Source organism: Streptomyces sp. DS1-CR2 (assembly GCF_055760475.1).
Genome location: NZ_CM147085.1, coordinates 4,007,574 through 4,026,000, shown reverse-complemented (window position 1 = coordinate 4,026,000; position 18,427 = coordinate 4,007,574). Strand labels below are relative to the sequence as shown.

12 protein-coding genes, 1 tRNA gene and 1 pseudogene are annotated in these 18,427 nt (G+C 70.7%); 5 read left to right on the top strand and 9 right to left on the bottom strand.

The window, feature by feature from the left end; all coding sequences use genetic code 11:
• Positions 1-28: 28 nt before the first annotated feature.
• The 4 genes from ACY0PA_RS19385 to ACY0PA_RS19370 form a co-directional block, all read right to left on the bottom strand.
• The gene (locus tag ACY0PA_RS19385) at positions 29-1,735 is read right to left on the bottom strand and encodes a hypothetical protein (RefSeq protein ID WP_473085798.1); all 1,707 of its coding nucleotides are present in this window, start codon (positions 1,733-1,735) and stop codon (positions 29-31) included.
• 127 nt (positions 1,736-1,862) lie between these two features.
• Positions 1,863-3,167, bottom strand: coding sequence for an extracellular solute-binding protein (locus ACY0PA_RS19380; protein WP_473085797.1), 1,305 nt, complete (start codon positions 3,165-3,167; stop codon positions 1,863-1,865).
• Positions 3,164-4,390, bottom strand: coding sequence for a hypothetical protein (locus ACY0PA_RS19375; RefSeq protein ID WP_473085796.1), 1,227 nt, complete (start codon positions 4,388-4,390; stop codon positions 3,164-3,166). Before ACY0PA_RS19375 ends, ACY0PA_RS19380 begins: the two co-directional genes overlap by 4 nt.
• Positions 4,387-6,663, bottom strand: coding sequence for a serine/threonine protein kinase (locus ACY0PA_RS19370; RefSeq protein ID WP_473085795.1), 2,277 nt, complete (start codon positions 6,661-6,663; stop codon positions 4,387-4,389). Before ACY0PA_RS19370 ends, ACY0PA_RS19375 begins: the two co-directional genes overlap by 4 nt.
• Before the next feature lie 127 nt (positions 6,664-6,790).
• Between ACY0PA_RS19370 and ACY0PA_RS19365 the strand changes: the two genes are divergently transcribed.
• The gene (locus ACY0PA_RS19365) at positions 6,791-8,038 is read left to right on the top strand and encodes a globin domain-containing protein (RefSeq protein WP_473085794.1); all 1,248 of its coding nucleotides are present in this window, start codon (positions 6,791-6,793) and stop codon (positions 8,036-8,038) included.
• Between the two features lie 45 nt (positions 8,039-8,083).
• On the opposite strand, the gene ACY0PA_RS19360 is transcribed toward ACY0PA_RS19365, so the two are convergent.
• Entirely contained in the window at positions 8,084-9,217 is a 1,134-nt protein-coding gene (locus ACY0PA_RS19360) for a sulfite oxidase (protein WP_473085793.1), read from the bottom strand.
• Positions 9,218-9,526: 309 nt separating this feature from the next.
• Between ACY0PA_RS19360 and ACY0PA_RS19355 the strand changes: the two genes are divergently transcribed.
• Both ACY0PA_RS19355 and ACY0PA_RS19350 read left to right on the top strand, forming a co-directional pair.
• Positions 9,527-10,882, top strand: coding sequence for an FAD-binding oxidoreductase (locus ACY0PA_RS19355; RefSeq protein WP_473086365.1), 1,356 nt, complete (start codon positions 9,527-9,529; stop codon positions 10,880-10,882).
• A 394-nt stretch (positions 10,883-11,276) separates the two neighbouring features.
• Positions 11,277-12,293: a hypothetical protein gene (locus tag ACY0PA_RS19350; RefSeq protein ID WP_473085792.1), complete on the top strand. Its 1,017-nt coding sequence runs from the start codon at positions 11,277-11,279 to the stop codon at positions 12,291-12,293.
• A 182-nt stretch (positions 12,294-12,475) separates the two neighbouring features.
• On the opposite strand, the gene ACY0PA_RS19345 is transcribed toward ACY0PA_RS19350, so the two are convergent.
• Entirely contained in the window at positions 12,476-12,796 is a 321-nt protein-coding gene (locus tag ACY0PA_RS19345) for a GYD domain-containing protein (protein WP_473085791.1), read from the bottom strand.
• A 1,014-nt stretch (positions 12,797-13,810) separates the two neighbouring features.
• On the opposite strand from ACY0PA_RS19345, the gene ACY0PA_RS19340 reads away from it, so the two are divergent.
• Positions 13,811-14,116, top strand: coding sequence for a hypothetical protein (locus ACY0PA_RS19340; protein WP_473085790.1), 306 nt, complete (start codon positions 13,811-13,813; stop codon positions 14,114-14,116).
• Positions 14,117-14,682: 566 nt separating this feature from the next.
• On the opposite strand, the gene ACY0PA_RS19335 is transcribed toward ACY0PA_RS19340, so the two are convergent.
• The gene (locus tag ACY0PA_RS19335) at positions 14,683-15,234 is read right to left on the bottom strand and encodes a hypothetical protein (RefSeq protein ID WP_473085789.1); all 552 of its coding nucleotides are present in this window, start codon (positions 15,232-15,234) and stop codon (positions 14,683-14,685) included.
• 174 nt (positions 15,235-15,408) lie between these two features.
• Here ACY0PA_RS19335 and ACY0PA_RS19330 point away from each other — a divergent pair.
• Positions 15,409-15,646 (top strand): annotated as a pseudogene (locus ACY0PA_RS19330) (tyrosine-type recombinase/integrase); the annotation flags it as partial.
• 72 nt (positions 15,647-15,718) lie between these two features.
• Here the strand turns inward: ACY0PA_RS19330 and ACY0PA_RS19325 are convergent.
• Together ACY0PA_RS19325 and ACY0PA_RS19320 are read right to left on the bottom strand one after the other, a co-directional pair.
• Positions 15,719-15,794, bottom strand: a tRNA-Arg gene (locus ACY0PA_RS19325).
• Between the two features lie 399 nt (positions 15,795-16,193).
• Positions 16,194-18,422, bottom strand: a complete 2,229-nt coding sequence (locus ACY0PA_RS19320) for a molybdopterin cofactor-binding domain-containing protein (protein WP_473085788.1) — start codon at positions 18,420-18,422, stop codon at positions 16,194-16,196.
• Between the last annotated feature and the right edge of the window lie 5 nt (positions 18,423-18,427).

Genomic DNA, 18,427 nt, shown 5'->3' with positions numbered 1-18,427 from the left:
ATTGCAGGCCCCCTCAGAAGGGACCCGCTCACTTCTCCTTCGGCGGCACGCACTTGGGTGCCGTCTTGCCGGACGGTCCCCCGTACTGGGAGCTGATCCGGACGTCGCCTGGCTCCTTCACCGTCAGGCGCGTGAACTCGCCCTCCTCGCGCAGGCACCCGTCGTCCGCCCACAGCCACGGCGAGTACGCGATCCGCACGATGACCGAGCCGGCCTCCGGCATCCGTACGACGAGGTGGGCGCCGTCGGAGCGGACCACCGAGCCGGGGGAGTCCACCAGCGGAACCGCGTTCTTCACGCGGTAGATGTGCCAGTTGGCGTCCTGCCACACCGATTCGAGATAGTCCGGCTCGCTGGACACCAGCTTGTGTTCCAGCTCCGCGGGGCCGTCCGGCTCGCCGTTGTAGACGACGACGAAGCCGACCGCCCACTCGGAGAGCCAGGCGTGGTACGACGCGGAGGAGAAGGCGCCCTCGGGTACGTCGGTGCCGCCGTGCCCCTCGTAGAAGAGCCGTCCGCGCTCGACGTCGGCCTGCCGGTTCCAGCCGCGCGCCATGTTGATGTAGGGCGCGAGGACGGCCGCCTCGCGGTGGTCGCGGGCGGGGACGACCTCGACGCGGGTGCGTTCGGCGCCGAGTTCCTTCAGCTTGGAGACGACGCCGTCCGTCTTGACGGCCCACTCGGGAATCTCGGTGTTGGCGACGACGTCGGCGATGGTCTTGCCGGACAGCCAGCCCAGGGAGAGCACGATGGCGACGATGCACATCACGCGCTGCCGGTGGGGCGGGAAGTACCGGCCGGGTCGGCCGTCGTAGCGGGGCCCGCGGTCCCGGTTCATCACGGCGGCGAGGATCAGCGCGGGCGCCACGATCTCCGTGAGCCGCTCCACGTTCGTGCCGATCGGGGTGGCGATCAGATAGGTGAGCACCACGCCGAGCGCGTACACGGCGGTGCCCAGGCGCGCCACGCGCCAGGCACGCGGCGCGCACAGCAGGACGACCGCGCACACGATGAGGGGTGGGAAGATCCGCCCGAACGGCATGGGCTGTTCCCCCTTGAACGGGAACAGCCAGGTCGTCACGCCCACGATGAGGACCGGAGGCAGGATCAGCGACAGGGCCTTGCCCCACTGCCGGTTCAGGAGCCACGCGGCGCCGGCCACGACGAGGAAGAGCCCGGCGACGGGGCTCGCCATCGTGGACAGCGCGGCGCACACCGTCGCGATGACGATGCGCCGGCCGTTCATGTGCGCGAGGACGGCGGCGAGCCCGAAGGCCACGCCCAGCATGAACGTCGAACGCCCCGACACGACCTGGCACCACAGCGAGAACCCGACCACGAGGGCCGGCCACAGTGGTCTTCGGAGGCCGGTGCGCTCGACGATCGACGCGGCCAGCCAGGTCGACGAGACGCCGGACAGGAGCGTGACGGGGACGACGCCGAACAACGCCATCAGGTAGGGCGAGATGAGGCTGTAGTTGGCGATGTGGAGGCCGCCGTACCAGAACAGGTTGTACGCGGAGCCGGGGTACATCTTGGCGAACTCGGCCCAGGCCACCTGCGCCGCGAGGTCGCCGCCGCCGGTGGCGAGGAACGCCAGCCACAGGACGTGCAGCGGCAGTATGCAGGCGGTGACGAGCAGGGCCGTCCGGTGCCGGTCGTGCCAGGGCTCGGGGATGTCCGGGGACCGGCGCGCGCGTGCGGCAGGGGGTGGAGACAGTTCGGCAGAGGCCACTGCGGCGTTCCGTTCCGGTCGGACGGGCAATTGTGTTCGGATAGACGCTAGCCGTGGCCCGAGAGTTGGTTGACGCGCCTCTGCTATTCACGGCAAATCTACGCAGGGCCGTCGGTCCGCGACGCGGCTACGCGCAGATGTCGTCAGGCGCGTGCGCCTGCCCCGAAGGGCCCGACAGCGGTCCGGCGATCCGGCTGCGGACGGTCTCCAGCTGCTTGAGGAGCGTGTCGAGCGTGCTCGTACGCGGGTCCTGGAAGTACGTCAGGACGGCCCGGTAGAACGCGTCGCGCAGCACGGGCGGCATCACGTCCGACGCGTCGAAGCACAGGGTGTCCGCGTCATCGGTCAGATGCGAGGCGACGGTCTTGCCGGTCGGGTCGTCCGGCTGGGGGTCGCTCGCGTCGGGGAAGAAGGGCCGCAGGTGCGGCTGCGTGGCCTGCGACCACGTCGTGCGGCCGCCCTCGCTGGTCAGGCGCGTGACGAGGTCCTGCGCCGCCTGGTTGTCGGTGAGTACGGCGGCCATGTCGCCCGACACCTCGTACGCGTTGTCGTACGCGGGCTGCCCGTGCAGGAACCGGGCGGCCGGCTCCACGCGCAGGGTGTGGTCGCCCATGGCGCCCGGGTAGAGGGAGCGGATGAAGGAGCCCTGGTGTTCGTGGGTGCAGCCCGGCAGTGAGCCGCCGAGGAGTCCGCGCTTGGTGGCCTTCGGGTCCTTCGGGTCGGGTGTGCCCTCGAACGACATGGTGAGGGAGTCCTCGACGGACTCCGGCGTCCGTGGGCCGAGGATCTCGGACCAGGTCGTGAAGGCCCGGCGCACGTCCGGGTTCTTGTACCAGTCGAGGCGGCCGGTGGCCCACTGCGTGTATGTGCCGGGGCCCGCCTGGTGGAGGAGGATGTCCTCGATCCAGTCGGTGCCGGGCCAGCCGGAGGTTGCGTCCGCGGCCAGGCCCACGCACCAGTTGGGTGCCTTTGCCCCGGTGCTGCGCTTGCTCCACATGATGCTCTTGAGGTTGACGCGCAGCGGCACCCAGTAGGTGCGGCGCCTGCCGTCGAGCGTGAGGGTGGGGAACCAGGGCGGGTAGCCGCGTTCGGCGGCTTTTGGGGACAGCGGCTTGAGTTTGCGGTCGGCCGCGTACTCGGTGAGCTCGCCGATGCTGTTGAGGATCGCGACATCGGGCGGGGCGCCGGCCTCCAACTGCGCTACGAGGGTTTCGCGCAGGGAGCGGGTGCCCTTGTAGACGTAGTGGTCACCGCTATGGTGCGACAGGCGGGCGAGGGCGGCCTCGAACGCCGCGCCCTCGTCGCCCGTCCACGGCCCGAGCACGACGACGGTCCGGTGCGTGTCGCCGCCCGCGCAGCCGCCGGTGAGCGCGGTGAGGGCGAGCAGGCAGGCGGCGAGCGCGAGCCGCAGCACCCTGCTCCGGCGCCTCATACGGCGGTCCCCGGGCGCCCCACGAGCAGATACTCGCGCCGGTAGGCGTGGAGGGTGGCGCCGATGACGACGGCGACGAGGAGGCCGGCGGGCGCCGCCCAGGGGGCCACTGCGTCGAGGGCGGCGAGCCGGCGGTTGTCCAGGACGTCGTCCATCGAGTCGGCGAGCGTGACGATGGCGCGGTGGTGGTGCGGGTCGAGCGGGTCGGTGCGGCGTTCCTCGAAGGCGACCTCCGTGGACGGCGAGGTCACCGCGTACAGGCGGCGGGCGATCGGCACGGTGTCCTCCTGGGCGGCGTACGCGTACAGCCCGTTGAGGGCGATCGCGGGCACGGCGAGCAGCGGCAGCGCGGCGGCGAGCAGCGGCGGGCTGGCCAGGATGCGGAAGCGGATCCGCAGGAAGCGCAGGGTGCGCCACAGGCCGGCGGTCAGGAGCACGAACGCGACGGCCGACACGGCGGCGGCGGTGACGGCGGCGGGGCCGAGCGTGGCGCGCGCCTCCAGGCGGTGGCGCAGGGCGCGTTCGAGATCCGAGATGCGGTCGACGACGGTCGTCGCCTCGCTGCCGGTGACGGGTGCGCAGCGGGGGTAGGGGGCGTAGCGGCCGGTGGCGGGTTCGTAGGGATCGTGGCGATCGGGCGAGCAGAGCATGCTCTGGGCGTAGGAGAGTCCGGCTCTGTACAGGGACCCGTCGGAGACGTTCGTCTGGGCCCAGGCGATCCAGCGCTCGTAGCCGTCGACGAGGCCGGAGACGACGTCGAGCTCCTGGCGCTCGGCCGCGGTCAGGGCGCCGCTGCGCGAGACCTGGCTGAGGTCCTGGGCGGCGCCGGTGATCCGGGAGCCGTAGCGGGGGCTGAGCCCGCTCAGTTCGACGGCGTCCCCGGCGCCGAGGCTCACCTCGGCCTCCCGCTGGGCGATCCGCAGCGAGATCCGCGCGTCGGCCAGGTCTCTGAGCGCGGGCGCGATGTGCGTGCGGATCGCGGCGGAGTCGTCGCGCAGGGACGTGACGGTGAAGCCGAGTCCGCAGAAGGCGACGGCGGCGAGGAGGGGGAGGGCGACGAGGCGGTCGTGGAGGTAGGCGCGGTTACGGGGCGGGGCCGCCGCGGGCTTCGTGGCCCGTGCGGGCGGGGCCCACACGTACCGCCACAGCACGCGTACGCCCTTGAGCGCGGCGCTCGCGAGGGGCCTGGCCCACTCGCCCGCCCGCCTCGGCGTGGGGGTCACCGGTCCGCCGCCGGTCGCCGCCCGGTGAGCCGCAGGCGGGTCGGCCAGGTCCTGTCGCGGCGGTGCGACAGTGCGAGCGGCCTGACCAAGTAGGCGCGGTCCAGGAGGCGTTCGGCGACTGCCTCGCCGTGCGGGCTGTCGGAGCGGGCGGCCTGCCGGGCGAGTGCCCGGTAGAACTGCGAGAGCTGACGCCTCAACGTGGCTTCCGTAGACGGGAATTCGAGCCGCCCGCCCGAGTCCCGCGCGTCTTTGTCACGCCGGTCCGCCGCTTCCGAGAGCCGCGCGAGCGCCTCCTTGTCCACCTTCCCGTGCGCCACGAGGCGCTGCGCTGCCTCCCACACCTCGGCCTTCATCCGTACGCGGGCCTGCTCGTCGGTGAGCCCGTGCTCGTTGAAGAGCCGGGCGAGCCGGGTGAGCGCGGTGCGCAGGCCGTCGGCCGCCGTCGCGTACTCGACGGCGATGCGCACGGTCGCGGTCCGCGCCCCCGTGCGGTGCCGCGAGTGCTGCGGCACCGCGTCGAGCGCCTCGATGGCGTAGGTGTCGGGGGTGGCGCCCCCGAGCGCGAGGCGGGCCCGTGCCGCGCCGAACGCCGCGCTGCCGAGCGAGGGGTTGCGCAGCCGTACGGCCTCGTAGAAGGTCAGCGCCTCGTGCCAGTGGCCGAGCCGCTCGGCGCAGTGGCCGAGGGCGAGCTTGGGCGCGTACTCGCCGGGGATCGCGCCGTAGACCTGGTCGAAGTAGTCGCGTGCGGACGCCACGTCGTCGTTGGCGAGGTCGAGGAGGCCGCGGTGCCAGTCGATGCGCCAGTCGTGCCTCGACCGTTCGCGCCCGATGCCGTCGACGGCGCCGCGCAGCTCCTCGGCGGCGGCCTCCAGGTCCGGCCGTTCGCCCTCCGCGCGTTCGGCGCGTACGGCGACGCGCAGCCGGAGCCTGCACCGCAGGAGCCGTACCTCGGGGGAATCGCGCCAGTCCCCGGTGTGCTGGAGGAGCGCGGCGGGGTCGGCGTCGGCCAGGCGGCTGAGGCTGTCGTGGTGGGCGTCGTGCGGGTCGGGGCGCGGCACGGGCAGCCGGCCCGCGACATCGGCGGCGGACGGCGGCTCGTGCAGCGGGGCGGGCGGGGTGCCTCCGGTGGGGGTGGCCCAGCGTGGCAGGACCGGCGCGACGCCGAGCGCCCCGTCCAGGGCGTACGGCGACTGCAGGAACAGCGGCGACGGCTCGAACGTCTCCTGCCCGGTCCGCAGCGACCTCAACTCGCGGAACACTCCCCGCAGTTGATCCGCCATCTCGTCCGCGTCCGCGTACCGGTCGGCGGGTTCGGGGCGGGTGGCGCGGCGCAGGGCGCGCGCCAGCGAGACGAGGCCGAGGCCCTCCGGCGCCGGGGTGGTGGTCAGCGCGGCGGCCTGCGCCGTCACCGGATCGCCTTCGTGTATCCGGTCCAGGGCGCCGAGTTCGGCCGGCGAGTGGGGTCCGATGCCGAGTCCGCTCAGCGTGCGCAGCGTCTCGCCCAGGCTGAACAGGTCGTCGCGCGGCGTCGACGCGCCGGCCAGGGCGGGCGGGGCGAGGGGCACGTTCGGCGCACGGAAGCCCTCGGTGGTCAGGCCGGGCGCGCCCTCCTCGCGGATGGACCCCACGTCGATGACCTTGGTGGTGGCGCCGTCGTGCATCACGTTCTGCGGCTTCAGGTCGCCGTACACCTTCCGAGGTGCGGGCCGCGCGTGCAGATGGTCGAGCGCGGACAGGATGCGCAGCCCGTACGCGAGTACGAACTCGTGGAAGCGGGCGCCGCCGAACCGGTCCGGGTCGTGCCGGGCGAGCGCCCGGATCTCGTCGAGGTTGAGCCCGTCGACGTACGGCAGGACGAGGAACGGGCCGACGCGGGCGTGGCGGCCGTAGTTGAAGACGGGGATGATCCCGTCGTGGTGGAGGTCGGCGAACGCCTGCCGTTCGTCCTCCAACGAGCCGAGCCGTGAGGTGAGTTGTTCCGGCCGCAGGGTCTTCACGGCGACCTCGCGGTCGTCGACCTTCTTGTCGAGCGCGAGATACACGTCGCCCATGCCGCCGCGCCCGAGACGCCGTACGACCTGATACTGGCCGGCCAGTAACTCGCCCTGTTCCAGGGCGGATTCGCCGGGGCCCTCGGCCCGGCCCCGGTCGTCGCGCGGTCTGACCTCGGGGAGCGCCGTCGGATCGGGCCCCTCGTCGGGCAGCGTGACCCAGGCGTCCCGCGGCCCGTCCGGAGGCGGCATGACGAACAGCGGACCCGAGGACGCCGTCATCGGCCGCCCCTGAATTCTCCGGTTGCTCCCGCGTCCCCCTGCATGCTGCCTCAGGATAGAGGCGCGGCGTCCGGATGGCGCCCGTGTGTAGGCCTCCGGCCTGATCGTGAAATGGAGGCCCCGGCCAGTGACGACGAGTACTGGCGCGAGACGGTACGCCGCCCTCAACCCTGCCCTGATCCGCTCCAGCCTCGCCGTCGTGGAACGCCGGGCGGAGGCGCTGACCAAGTACTTCTACGCCCATCTGTTCCAGCACCACCCCGGCTTACGGGCCATGTTCCCGGAGCGGATGGAGGAACAGCGCGACCGCCTCTTCGCCGCCCTGACCACGGCGATCTCGAACCTCGAGGACACCGACGCGCTCGTCGACCATCTGCGTACGCTCGGCTTCGACCACCGCAAGTTCGGGGCCCGCGCCGAGCACTACCCGGCTGTCGGGGACAGCCTCATAGCGACCCTCAGGTTCTTCTCGGGCAGCGCCTGGACGCCGAAGACGGAGGCCGCCTGGCGCGCGGCCTACGAACTCATCTCCAAAATCATGATCGCCGGAGCGCAGTCCGTGCCGGAGTCGGAACCGGCCTGGTGGGACGCGGAGGTGCTCCGCCACGAGCGCCGCGCCGAGGACATCGCCGTCCTCACGGTCGGCCCCGGCCGGCCGTACCCCTTCATACCCGGGCAGTACGCGACGCTGACGGCCCCCGAGGCACCGCAGGTCTGGCGCCCGTACTCGATCGCGAACGCCCCGCGCGCCGACGGCACCCTCGACTTCCACATACGCCGCGTCGACGGGGGCCTCCTGAGCAGCGCCCTGGTCGACGAGGTCGCGCCGGGCGGGTCGGTCCGCCTCGGCCCGCCCCTGGGCACGACGACGCTCCCCGAAGCGCCGGAGGGGGAGCTGCTCTTCGTCGCCGGGGGGACGGGCTGGGCGCAGATCAAGGCGCTGATCGAGGAGTTCGCCGTCCGCCGCGGCTCCGCGACCGCCACGCTGCTCATCGGCGCCCGCACGGAAGACGACGTGTACGACCTCGGTGTCCTGGAACTCCTCGGCGGCGCGCGCCCGTGGCTGCGGCTGGTGGGCGCGCTGCCTCGGCGCGAGGGGCCCGACGCGGACGCAACGCTCCTGCGGGAGTTGACGCGATACGCCACCGCCCAGAGCCCGCGGCACGCGCCCGCCGAGTGGCCTCACGTCTACGTCAGCGGCCCCTCGGCCATGGTCGACGCGGTGGAGACCCAACTGGCCGTGCTGCACCGCGTACCGCCCGACCGCGTCCACCACGACCCGCTGGTCCGCCACGGCACGGGGGAGCGCCCGGAGACGGCGGCGGAGTGGTTCCTGATGAAGCGTGAGGTTCCTTGGATCAGGCCTCGTCCGTGACGGCCTCGTCCGTGCCGCCGGCCTCGTCCGTGACGGGACCGGCGGTCAGAGGCAGTGGACAGGGATGCGCTGGACCAGGTTGTTGGCGAAGCCGCCGCGGTTCCACGGCTGCGTGAGCGGCTGGGTGCGGCCGGTGGCGTCGGTGGCGCGGGCTCCGAGGACATGGGTGCCTGGCACGGCGGTCCACGGGGCCTGCCAGCGCAGCCAGGCCGCCGCCTGCCGGTGAGACGGGGCCCCGTCCAGCGCGGCCTCGCTCCACGTGGCGCCGTCGTCCGTGGTCACGTCGACCCTGGTCACGGGGCCGTGCCCGGACCAGGCGCGGCCTTCGAGGAGTACGGCCCCGGGGCGGACGACGCGGGCCCGCGACATGAAGTCGGGGAACCCGGGCGGGATCATCAGGGCGCGCGGCAGGATCTTGGTGACGGGCTCGCCGGGATCGTCGGCGTCCCACCGGAAGCGGTAGGCGACCGCCTGCTGGAACCCGTCGAACGGGGCGTCGACCAGCGTGATCCCGCGCAGCCACTTCACATGCGCCATGCCGTACCAGCCGGGGACGACGAGCCGCAGCGGGTAGCCGTGCTGCGGCGGCAGGGGCGCGCCGTTCATGTCGTACGCGACGAGTACGTCACCGCAGGCCACCGCGACGGGCAGGCTCCGCCGGTAGTCCTGCTCGACACCGCGCTCGACACCGTGGTCGGCGCCGGTGAAGACGGCCTCGACGGCGCCCTGGTCCACCCCGGCCTCGTCGAGGAGGACGCGCAGCGGCACTCCGGTCCAGTCCGCCGTGCCGACCGCCTCGACCAGCCAGGGCTGGCTTATCGGCCGGGGCGTGAGCAGGGCGCGGCCGTTGCCCGCGCACTCCAGCGTGACGCGGCGCGTGACGGCGGGCAGGGACCGCAGGGCCGCAAGGCCGAGGGTCAGCGGCGTCCTGACCAGGCCGTCGACCCTGAGCTGCCAGTCGTCGGCGCTTGCGGCCGGAATGTCGTAATGGACGAGGACGTAGTGCAGACCGGGCGGGGTGACGTCGTAGCGAAGGGCTTCCAGCGGGAGGCCGTGATTACGCGCGGCGAGCGCGAGTTCATCGGGGGTGATGCCTTCGCCCAGGGCGGCGAGCCGGCCGGGACGGCTGACGCCGCCGAGGCCGTCCGGCCCTTCCATGACGTGGTCCGGTTCGTCCATGACTCAGTCCGATCCCTCCATGTCTTCATGGTGCTCCGCGATTGCGGGGCCTGCCGGGCGGGCGGATCCTGGAAGTGTCAGCCGGCGCTCGATGAGGTGTGTCGGTGGCTGACGGGGGCCCGCACGCCGGCGCACAAACCGCTCACCGACGCCGCCGGGAGGCGGAAGGACGGGACGGGGGGACAGCGGTCCGCGGAGCGATGCGTCCCGTCGAGGAGCGCCATGAACGACACCGACACCGACACGGATACCGATACCGGCACTGGCACCATCGCCCCGGACGCCGCCACCACGGACCTCGTCGGTCTGATGCGAACTGAGCTGCGTGGCCCGGTGATTGCGCGGGGCGACCGCGAGTACGACGAAGCGCGCAAGATCTACAACGGGATGATCGACCGCCGGCCGGCCGCGATGGTGCGCTGCTCGGACGCGGCGGACGTCATGGCGGCGGTCGACTTCATCCGCGACCACGGACTGGAACTCGCCGTACGCGGCGGTGGCCACAGCGGCGGCGGCCTGTGCCTCGTCGACGACGCGATCACGATCGACCTGTCACCGATGCGCTGGGTGCGCGTCGACCCCGCGCAGAAGACGGCGTGGGTGGGCGGCGGCAGCCAACTCGGCGACCTGGACCACGCGGCGCACGCGTTCGGCCTGGCGGTACCCGCCGGAATCATGTCGACGACCGGCATCGCGGGCCTGACCCTCGGCGGCGGGCACGGCCACCTGACGCGCAAGTACGGCCTGACGATCGACAGCCTCCGCAGCGTGGACATGGTCCTCGCGGACGGCAGCTTCGTCACGGCGAGCGAGACCGAACACTCCGACCTTTTCTGGGCGTTGAGGGGCGGCGGCGGAAACTTCGGCATCGTCACCGCGTTCGAGTTCGAGCTCCATCCGGTGCACGCGGTGGGCGTCGCGCTGACGCTGTGGCCGGTCGAGAAGACCCGTGAAGTCCTGGAGTGGTACCGGGAGTTCCTGCCCCGGGCGCCCGAGGACCTGAACGGCTTCTTCGCCGCGCTGACCGTGCCGCCGGGACCACCGTTCCCCGAGGAGATCCACGGCCGGAAGATGTGCGGGGTGGTGTGGTGCTGGACGGGAGACCTGGGCAGTACGAACGAGGCGATCGCGGCGGCGGCGGAAGTGGGCCCGCCCGCCTTCCAGTTCACCGCACCGATGCCGTACCCGGCACTCCAGACGATGTTCGACGAGCTGCTCCCCAAGGGCCTGCAGTGGTACTGGCGCGGCGACTTCTTCGACCGCATCACGGACGAGGCGATCGACGTACACGCCAAGTTCGCCGCGAACCTCCCCACACCGCTGTCGACGATGCACCTCTATCCGGTGAACGCGGCCGCGTCCCGGGTCTCCGAGGACGCGACGGCCTGGGGCTACCGGGACGCGGTCTGGTCGGGCGTCATCGCAGGCATCGACCCGGACCCGGCGAACGCGGAGGCGGTCAAGCAGTGGGCGAGGGCGTACTGGCACGACCTGCACCCGTATTCGATGGGCGGTTCGTACGTGAACTTCATCGGCGAGGACGAGCACCAGGACCGCGTCCGGGCGACGTACCGCCACAACTACGACCGCCTGGCGGAGGTCAAGCGCAAGTACGACCCGAAGAACCTGTTCCACGCCAACCAGAACATCGAACCGGCGGCGTAGGAACTCGGGACCGCTCCCTCGGTGACGGCCTGCGTCACCGCCGTCCGGCCACCGTCGCGCCGCGCACGGCCATCGGGCAGGTCGAGTACGGCCTGGAACGCGCGGCTCGCCTCGTACGGGCGTCCGGCCGCCACGTAGGCGCTGGTGCGTGCCCCGTCCGGTGTCGTTGATGTCGGCGGTGGATCTCAGACATGCGAGGCCCGCTCCACGACCCGCCGCCGGTTCGCCTGTGCCTGTGCCTGTGCCGTGCATGTGAGACGCGACCCATAAGGCGCCCCTTTTTGGATGTCGTACGACATCTATCGTACGCTTCTCTTTAGATCACCCGCATCATCTATTGTGGGCGCTCCCCTCCTCTCATCCAAGGGCGCGTCCCCTTCACGGGAGACATTGCATGGCCACTCGCCTCGGCCCGGCCGCAGAAGCCGACCTGACCACCGCCTCCTCCTCGACCGCGCCACCGGTCCGGCTCTGGCTCCAGCCGGCCGTGATCGCCCTGATCCTCGTGGCGGCCTTCGTGGGCTGCTATGTCGGTCTGCAGCGCGACCCCCAGCCGCACCGGGTGCCGGTGGCTGTCGCCGGGCAGGAGCTCTCGGGCGAGATACGCCAGGTCCTCGGTGACAGCGTCGACGTCCGTCCTGTCGCCGACGCCGCCAAGGGGCGCGCTGAGCTGGAGCGCCGCGATGTCGTGGCCGCGCTCAGCGGCAGTGCGGACTCCGACCGGTTGCGCCTGGAGGTCGGCGGGGCCAACGGGCAGTCGACGACGACGGCCGTCAGGAGCCTGATCGGCGCCTATGCCCACGGGTCGAGCCAGCACCTGACCACGGTGGACGTCGTCCCGTTCGCCCGTTTCGACTCCCGTGGACTGGCCGGGTTCTACGTGGCGTTCGGCGTCACGCTGGCCGGCTTCGTCCTCGCCCAGAACGCCCTCGGGCTCGCGAACCATCTGCGCCTGCGCCACCGGTTCTGGCTGCTGTCCGGCGCCTCTGTGGCCATCGGCATCGTCGCCACCGTCATCGCCGGACCCATCCTCGGGGCGGTGCCCGCGCCGGTGATGCCGCTGGCGTTCGGCTTGACCCTGCTGGCCGCGGCAGCCGCGTTCACCACCAAGCTGCTGGGCACCTACCTCGGCCCGGTCGGCGTGCCGGTCGCCACCCTTTTGCTGCTCACGGTCGGCAACTCCACCAGCGGAGCCACCATCGGCCCGGACCTCCTGCCTTCCGCCGCTCGCGCCGTCTCCGCCCTGCTGCCGCCGGGCGCGGCCGTCCGCGCCGTGACGGACCTGAGCTACTTCCACGGCGCGCAGGCGGTGCAGCCATTGGCCACCCTCGCGCTGTGGGCGGTGATCGCCGCGGTCCTGGTGAGCCTGCGCCCCCATCTGAGGCGGCGGCGCACTCGGGTGACCACCTGACCCACGGTCAAGGTGAAGGCCGTGTCACGGACGTGCCACTGCGGGCCGGCGGGAGGCCAGGTCCGAGTTGTGCCGTCTCACCGGAGGCTGAGTAGCGCGCGCTCGTCACGCTCTGCGCGGAGAGTCCGGTGCCGGTGCCGGTGCCGGTGCCGGTACCGGGGCCGGGCACCGGGCTCCGCGGCTCACGTGCCGGGGGAGCGGAAGGTGACTTGCCGACGGGCGGCCTCGTCGATCTCGTCGAGGGTGAGGAGAGGGGTGGCCCGGGTGTGGAGGGCTCCGCTGGCCTTGACGGTGAGGCTGACGGCGGCCATGGATACCGGGTCGGGGAAGTCGACGATCAGCATGATGTCGTCCTCCCCGAAGGTGAAGTACATGGCCTCGACCTGCCCGCCGAGGTTGGTGACGACATGGTCGACGGCGGCACGCCGGCTACTCGCGCCTTCCTTGAGCAGCCCCTTGGTGCCCTCGGGCGTGTAGGTGGCCTGGATGAGGAACTTCGGCATAGGGATGCTTCCTGCCCATCGTTTGTCCGGTGTGCAATGGCCTTCCCGCTGTCACATCGGCCGCTACGCGCGGAACGGCTGGGTTCACTCGATAGAACCTGAACTTTTCCGCTGACAGCGGCATCATGAACTGCCCTGCGACACCCGCTTCCGCTTCAGGAGCGAGGCTGGGCGATCGCGTGCGTGACCAGTGGGTTCCCTACCGTGGGTAGAGCGGGTCGAACTCACCTCTGACCCCGGGTCCCCGTGAGTTCCCGTCCGTTCTGGCACGAGAATGGCACGGTCTGGGGACCGCGCCTTGACCGCTTGACCGCTTGACCGCTTGACAGTGGGCTGGGCGACGGCCGACCACCTGACGACCGATCTGGTCGCCGATGCCCTCACGGCCGCCTGCCGGCAGCGTCGCCCCCACCGGTCCGGTGATCTTCCACTCGGATCGAGGACGTCCTGGGCAGTACACCAGCCATCAATTCGCCGTACTCACCGATGAGTTGGGAGTGCGACTCTCGGTCGGCCGCACCGGTCGGTGCTGGGACTGTCAACGCACTCGCCGAGTCGTTCTTCGCCACCCTCGAACGGGAGCTGCTTCACACCGCCGCCCGGCCCAGCCGGCCGCCGCCCGCGCCGCGGTCTTCGCTTCATCGAGGGCCGGGACAACCCCACTTGGCTGCCCATACTCCATGCGGGTGGTGTGGCCTCTGGGGCATCACCGTCGAAGAGGTACGGCGCCAGGGGGATGTCATGGCTCGGGCCTGACCGCGGAAACGCTGACCTGCGGAAATGAGCAGACTTCTCCTCAAGATGCTGGGGAGGGTATGTGCCACTAACGTAATTCCTGTGAGAGTCGCAACCGGGGTACGCCCGGGCGGCAAGATTCCGGAACGACCGGAACCAATGAGCGGCGAGACGTGCTCCCGCTCGGACCTGTGACCTCTGCGAACCGCACCGTATGCGTTGCATGCGCTGTGGCCACCCGCCTTCGATCTTCGGTGGCGGAAGGAAAGGTAGAGACTCATGCGAGCACCTCATATCAAGCGTTCCCTCGCTGTAGCCGCCGCCGGTCTGATGCTGGGTGGTGGCGCCGCTGTTGGTGCCGCAGGCGCGGCTGCGGCCGCCCCTGCCCACGCGACCTCCGCGGCCAGCCACTCCTACGACCGGTGCGGCTGGCGGGATGACTGCTACGGCTACGGCTACGACAACGGGTACGGTTATGGCTACGGCTACGGCTACGGCTACGACAACGGGTATGGCTACGACAACGGCTACGGCGGCGTAACCATCGTCGTGGTGGGCGGCTACGGCGGCTACGGCGTCTTCTGAGCCAACTCGGGGAGAGGCGAACCAGTGCCACATCAGACAACGTTCGCCGCCAGTGGCTGACGCCCACTCAACTCCCTGCCCGCCGCCGTGATGTCGTCTTCGCGGCTCCGGATGGTCCGCGGTTGCGTCCAGGGAAGTGGTGTACGGGTTCGACCTGATCCGGGGGTTTGCTTGCTCCGGCATCGGGATGGTGCCCGCATAGTTGAACGGCCATGCGGAGTGCCGGTGAGGGGGTTCGCCCTCTCTGCCTCCGCGAGGCTGAGCATCAAGCGGCCCGGCTGGTCGGCAACCACCAGCCGGGCCGCTTGATGCTAGGCAGGAGTGAAGGTCAAACGCACGAACGTGCCGGACACTGTCTTGCGGTCGCTCCGGTCTACGTCGTTGCCGTCAGAGGCTGCCGTCATTCGACTCGTAGAGGGCCCGCATGACAGATGAGCGGAAAGTCGCACACGCGCACGGCAGGCGCGACGCCGATTCGCTGAGGTCGGCAGATCTACAGCGGGCTACTTACGTTGCCTCCGACCTGGGTTTCCTCATCGGTCCACTTGCGGTTGGCCATCGTCTCATCACGGAGGCGTGGGCATGTCGTAGAACGTGCACGGTCCGATCGGCTCCGTTGCGGGGCAAACGCCCTGCTGTACCGCGCCGGTCGACGTCAGCACGCTGACGTAGACCTCGTTGTCGCGCGTCGCCAGCGTGGCGTCGACAACGTTGGTCGGACCTCCCACAGCCTCCCAGTCGCCCACGGGATCCGGGTCGGTGGGCGGCGCCTCTCTGACCGTCAGGACGTACACCTGCCCGTCACACACCACCGAGATGTACTTGTCCGGATCCTGAACTGTCGAGTCGATGTCGAAGCAGCCCGTTGGCGGCGTTGGCGGCGTGGGCGGCTTCGGCTTCTTGCACTTGCCGAGGCTCCCCATGCCATATTTGTCGCACTTGGGGTCGTCGGCGGATACGACGCCCCTGTGGGAGGTCACGTTGTGCGTGGTGGCCGCGGCGGGAGTGACCAGTCCGATCGCCATCAGCAGCGCGACTGAGGTGAGCCCGCCAATCTTCTTGCGCTTGGCTCTCAGCAGGGGACCGAACGGTGTACCTGTCCTGTGCTCAGGACTCATGTGTGCTCCTTGTCTCAAGCGTTTCGTTTCGGATGACTCCTGCATCCGATGTGAGCTTGAACTGCACACACTGGATCACTTGGCATGTTCGGCAGTAACACGCCCATATATCAACAAGTTGGACCATGAGCCGATGGGCTCAGTGTTCACACGCGGTGTTCCTGCGTCCTTTGCCGGTCCTTCACCCGAGTTGCTGCCAATGCCGGTCTGCGGGTAGGTCCGGCTGCACGATGCGCGGCACGGCTGCGCCACGCTGCTGACGGCGGCCGGTGTCGCGCCGAGGGTCATCATGGAGATCCTCGGACACAGTCAGATCAGCATCACGATGGACGTCTATACCCACGTCGTCCACGACACCCAGCGGGAGGCGATCAGCCACATGGACCGCCTGCTCAAGCGCCGTCTGCCGGGGCCTGAGACACGACTGCCGTCAAATGATGCCGTCAAAAGGCCCCGGACCGTGATCGGTCCGGGGCCTTTTGCCTGGTGCCCCCGGCAGGATTCGAACCTGCGACACCCGCTTTAGGAGAGCGGTGCTCTATCCCCTGAGCTACGAAGGCGGGGATCTGTCGGAAAGCGTGTCCGGAAGTCTGCCGAGGTGGGCGGACTGCTCGGGCTTGCTTGGCGACAGGTCGTGGTGGCAGCCCGTGAGGGCGCAGCCACCGCGGTCAGTGTAGCGGGTGGTGCCTGATCCGAGGGCGGAGAGATGTGCGTACGGGCTCAGGCTGCGAGCGCGTGGGTGATCTTGGCTCGGGCGGCGGAGTGCTCAGCCAGGCGCAGCCGATGTGGATCAGCACGGACTCTCTTGTGGATCAGCAGGGACTCTCTTGTGGGGCGGCGGTGGCCGACGTGGGTGTCCGGCGGGATCTGCCTCAGGTGCTCGGTGCGGTCGGTCCCGGTTTCGCCGGCTCACGCCCACTGGCCGGCGAAACCGGCACCGTTGTCACGGATTCACGGATTCACGTATCCATCAGTGGCAGACCCGGCAGCACCTTCTCGATGGTGATGGGGAAGTCGCGCACGCGCACGCCGGTGGCGTTGAACACCGCGTTCGCGATCGACGCACCGGCCCCGCAGATGCCCAGCTCGCCGACGCCCTTCGCGCCCAGGGCATTGGCCTTGTCGTCGTACCCGTCAAGGACGACCGCGTCGACGTCGGGGACGTCGGCGTGCACCGGCACCAGGTATTGCGCGAAGTCCCGGTTGACGAAAGCGCCGGATCGCAGGTCGACCACGGCCTCCTCTTCGAGGGCCGCGCCGGCTCCCCAGATCATGCCGCCGATCAGCTGTGAGCGAGCCGTCTTCGCGTTGAGCACGCGGCCCACCGAGAACACGCCGAGCATCCGCCGCAGACGGATCTCGGCGGTGTCCGCGTCGACCCCCACTTCAGCGAAATGGGCCCCGTAGGTGCTGATCGAGTAGTCCGTGTAGTTCGGATCGTCGCCCATGAAGCGGGTACCGCCCTCCGCCTCGAACCCTTCCGGACGGTTGCGTGCGACGATTTCGCTCAGCGCCTCGGACGCCGCGCCGACCACCACGTTGCCGTCCGAGAACACGGCGTCTGCCGGGTCCAGGCCATGCAGGGGCGAGCGCGTGTCGCCGCGCGCCGCGGCCAGGAGCTGCTCGCGCAGGGCCATACACGCACCGTGCACCGCATTGCTCGAGCCGGCGGCGCCCCACGAGCCGCCGGACCCCCAGCTGGTGGGAAACTCGGAACGCCCGAGCTCGACCCGCACCCGATCGGGCGGCAGCCCGAGCCCGTCGGCCGCGACCTGGGTCAGGACGGTGTACGTGCCCGTGCCGAGGTCGGTCATGTCTGTCTGGACGACGGCGGTGCCGTCGGCCTCCAACTGCACTCGCGCCGCTGTCGGCCCTTGGAAGTGCCCGCGGATGGCGGCCGACATGCCGTAGCCGACCAGCCACCGCCCGTCGCGCACACTCGCCGGGGTGGCGGGGCGGTGCTCCCAGCCGAACCGGCGCGCGCCTTCGCGCAGGCACTCGACCAGGTGCCGGTCGCTGTACGGCACGTCTCGCTCGGGATCGACGGTGGGCTCGTTGAGGATCCGCAGCTCGACCGGGTCCATCCCGAGCGCCTGGGCCAGCTCGTCCATCGCCGACTCGACCGCCAGCATGCCCGGCGCCTCGCCCGGCGCGCGTACGTCCGACCCGGGCGGCAGATCGAGCGGCGCAAGCCGGTGGCTGGTCAACCGGTGGGGCGCGGCGTAGAGACTGCGGGTCGTGGCGGCGGTCTGCTCGGCGTACTCCACGTCGGGGTTGGTGTGCATGGTGACGTCATGGGCGATCGCGCTGAGCCGTCCGTCCTGCTCCGCGCCCAGTCGAACCCGCTGGCTGGTGGTGGGACGGTTGCCGACGAGCTGGAAGATCTGCTGCCTGGTCATCGCGACCTTGACCGGTTGGCGCAACTCGCGAGCGGCGAGCGCCGCCAGGATCGTCTCGGAATGGACGCCCAGCTTGGAGCCGAATCCCCCGCCGACGAAGGGGGTGACGATGTGAACCCGCTCCGGGTCGAGCCGAAGCGTGCCGGCGACCGAGGTCCGCGCCGCGTCGACGATCTGGCAGCTGACGTAGACGACCAGGTCCTCGTCGCGCGGTTCCACCAGGCACGCGTGCGGTTCCATCGGCATCGAGAGCTCGTACGGCGTGGTGTACAGCTGGTCGACCTTGACCGCCGCGCTGTCGAACCCGGCATCGAAATCGCCGACCGCAGTGTCGGTAGGGAGACCGGCGTTGACCACTTTCGGGATGTACACCTCGTCTTCCTGCTCGGCAAAGTTGAAACGGCCGTGCCCGCCGGCGTATTCGACTTCGACCAGACCGGCCGCCGCCCGGGCCTGTTCGAGGGTCGTGGCGACGACGAGTGCCACCGGCTCGCCGTAATAGTGGATGTCGGGGCCGGTCAGCACCGGCTGGGCACGCCAGAATTCGGCCGGAGCAGACGCGTCACGGACACCCTGCGCGGGGGCATTGTGATAGGTCATCACCATCTTTACGCCGGGTGCGCGTTCGGCGTCCTCGGTGTCGATGCGGGTGATGCGGCCTTTGCCGATCGTCGCGCCGACGATGAAACCGTAGAGAGGCTGGCCGGCCCCCCACTGCTCGTAGGCGTATGTGGCCCGGCCGGCGACCTTCAACGGGCCGTCGACACGGTTCAGCGCTTGCCCGATCATCTCGT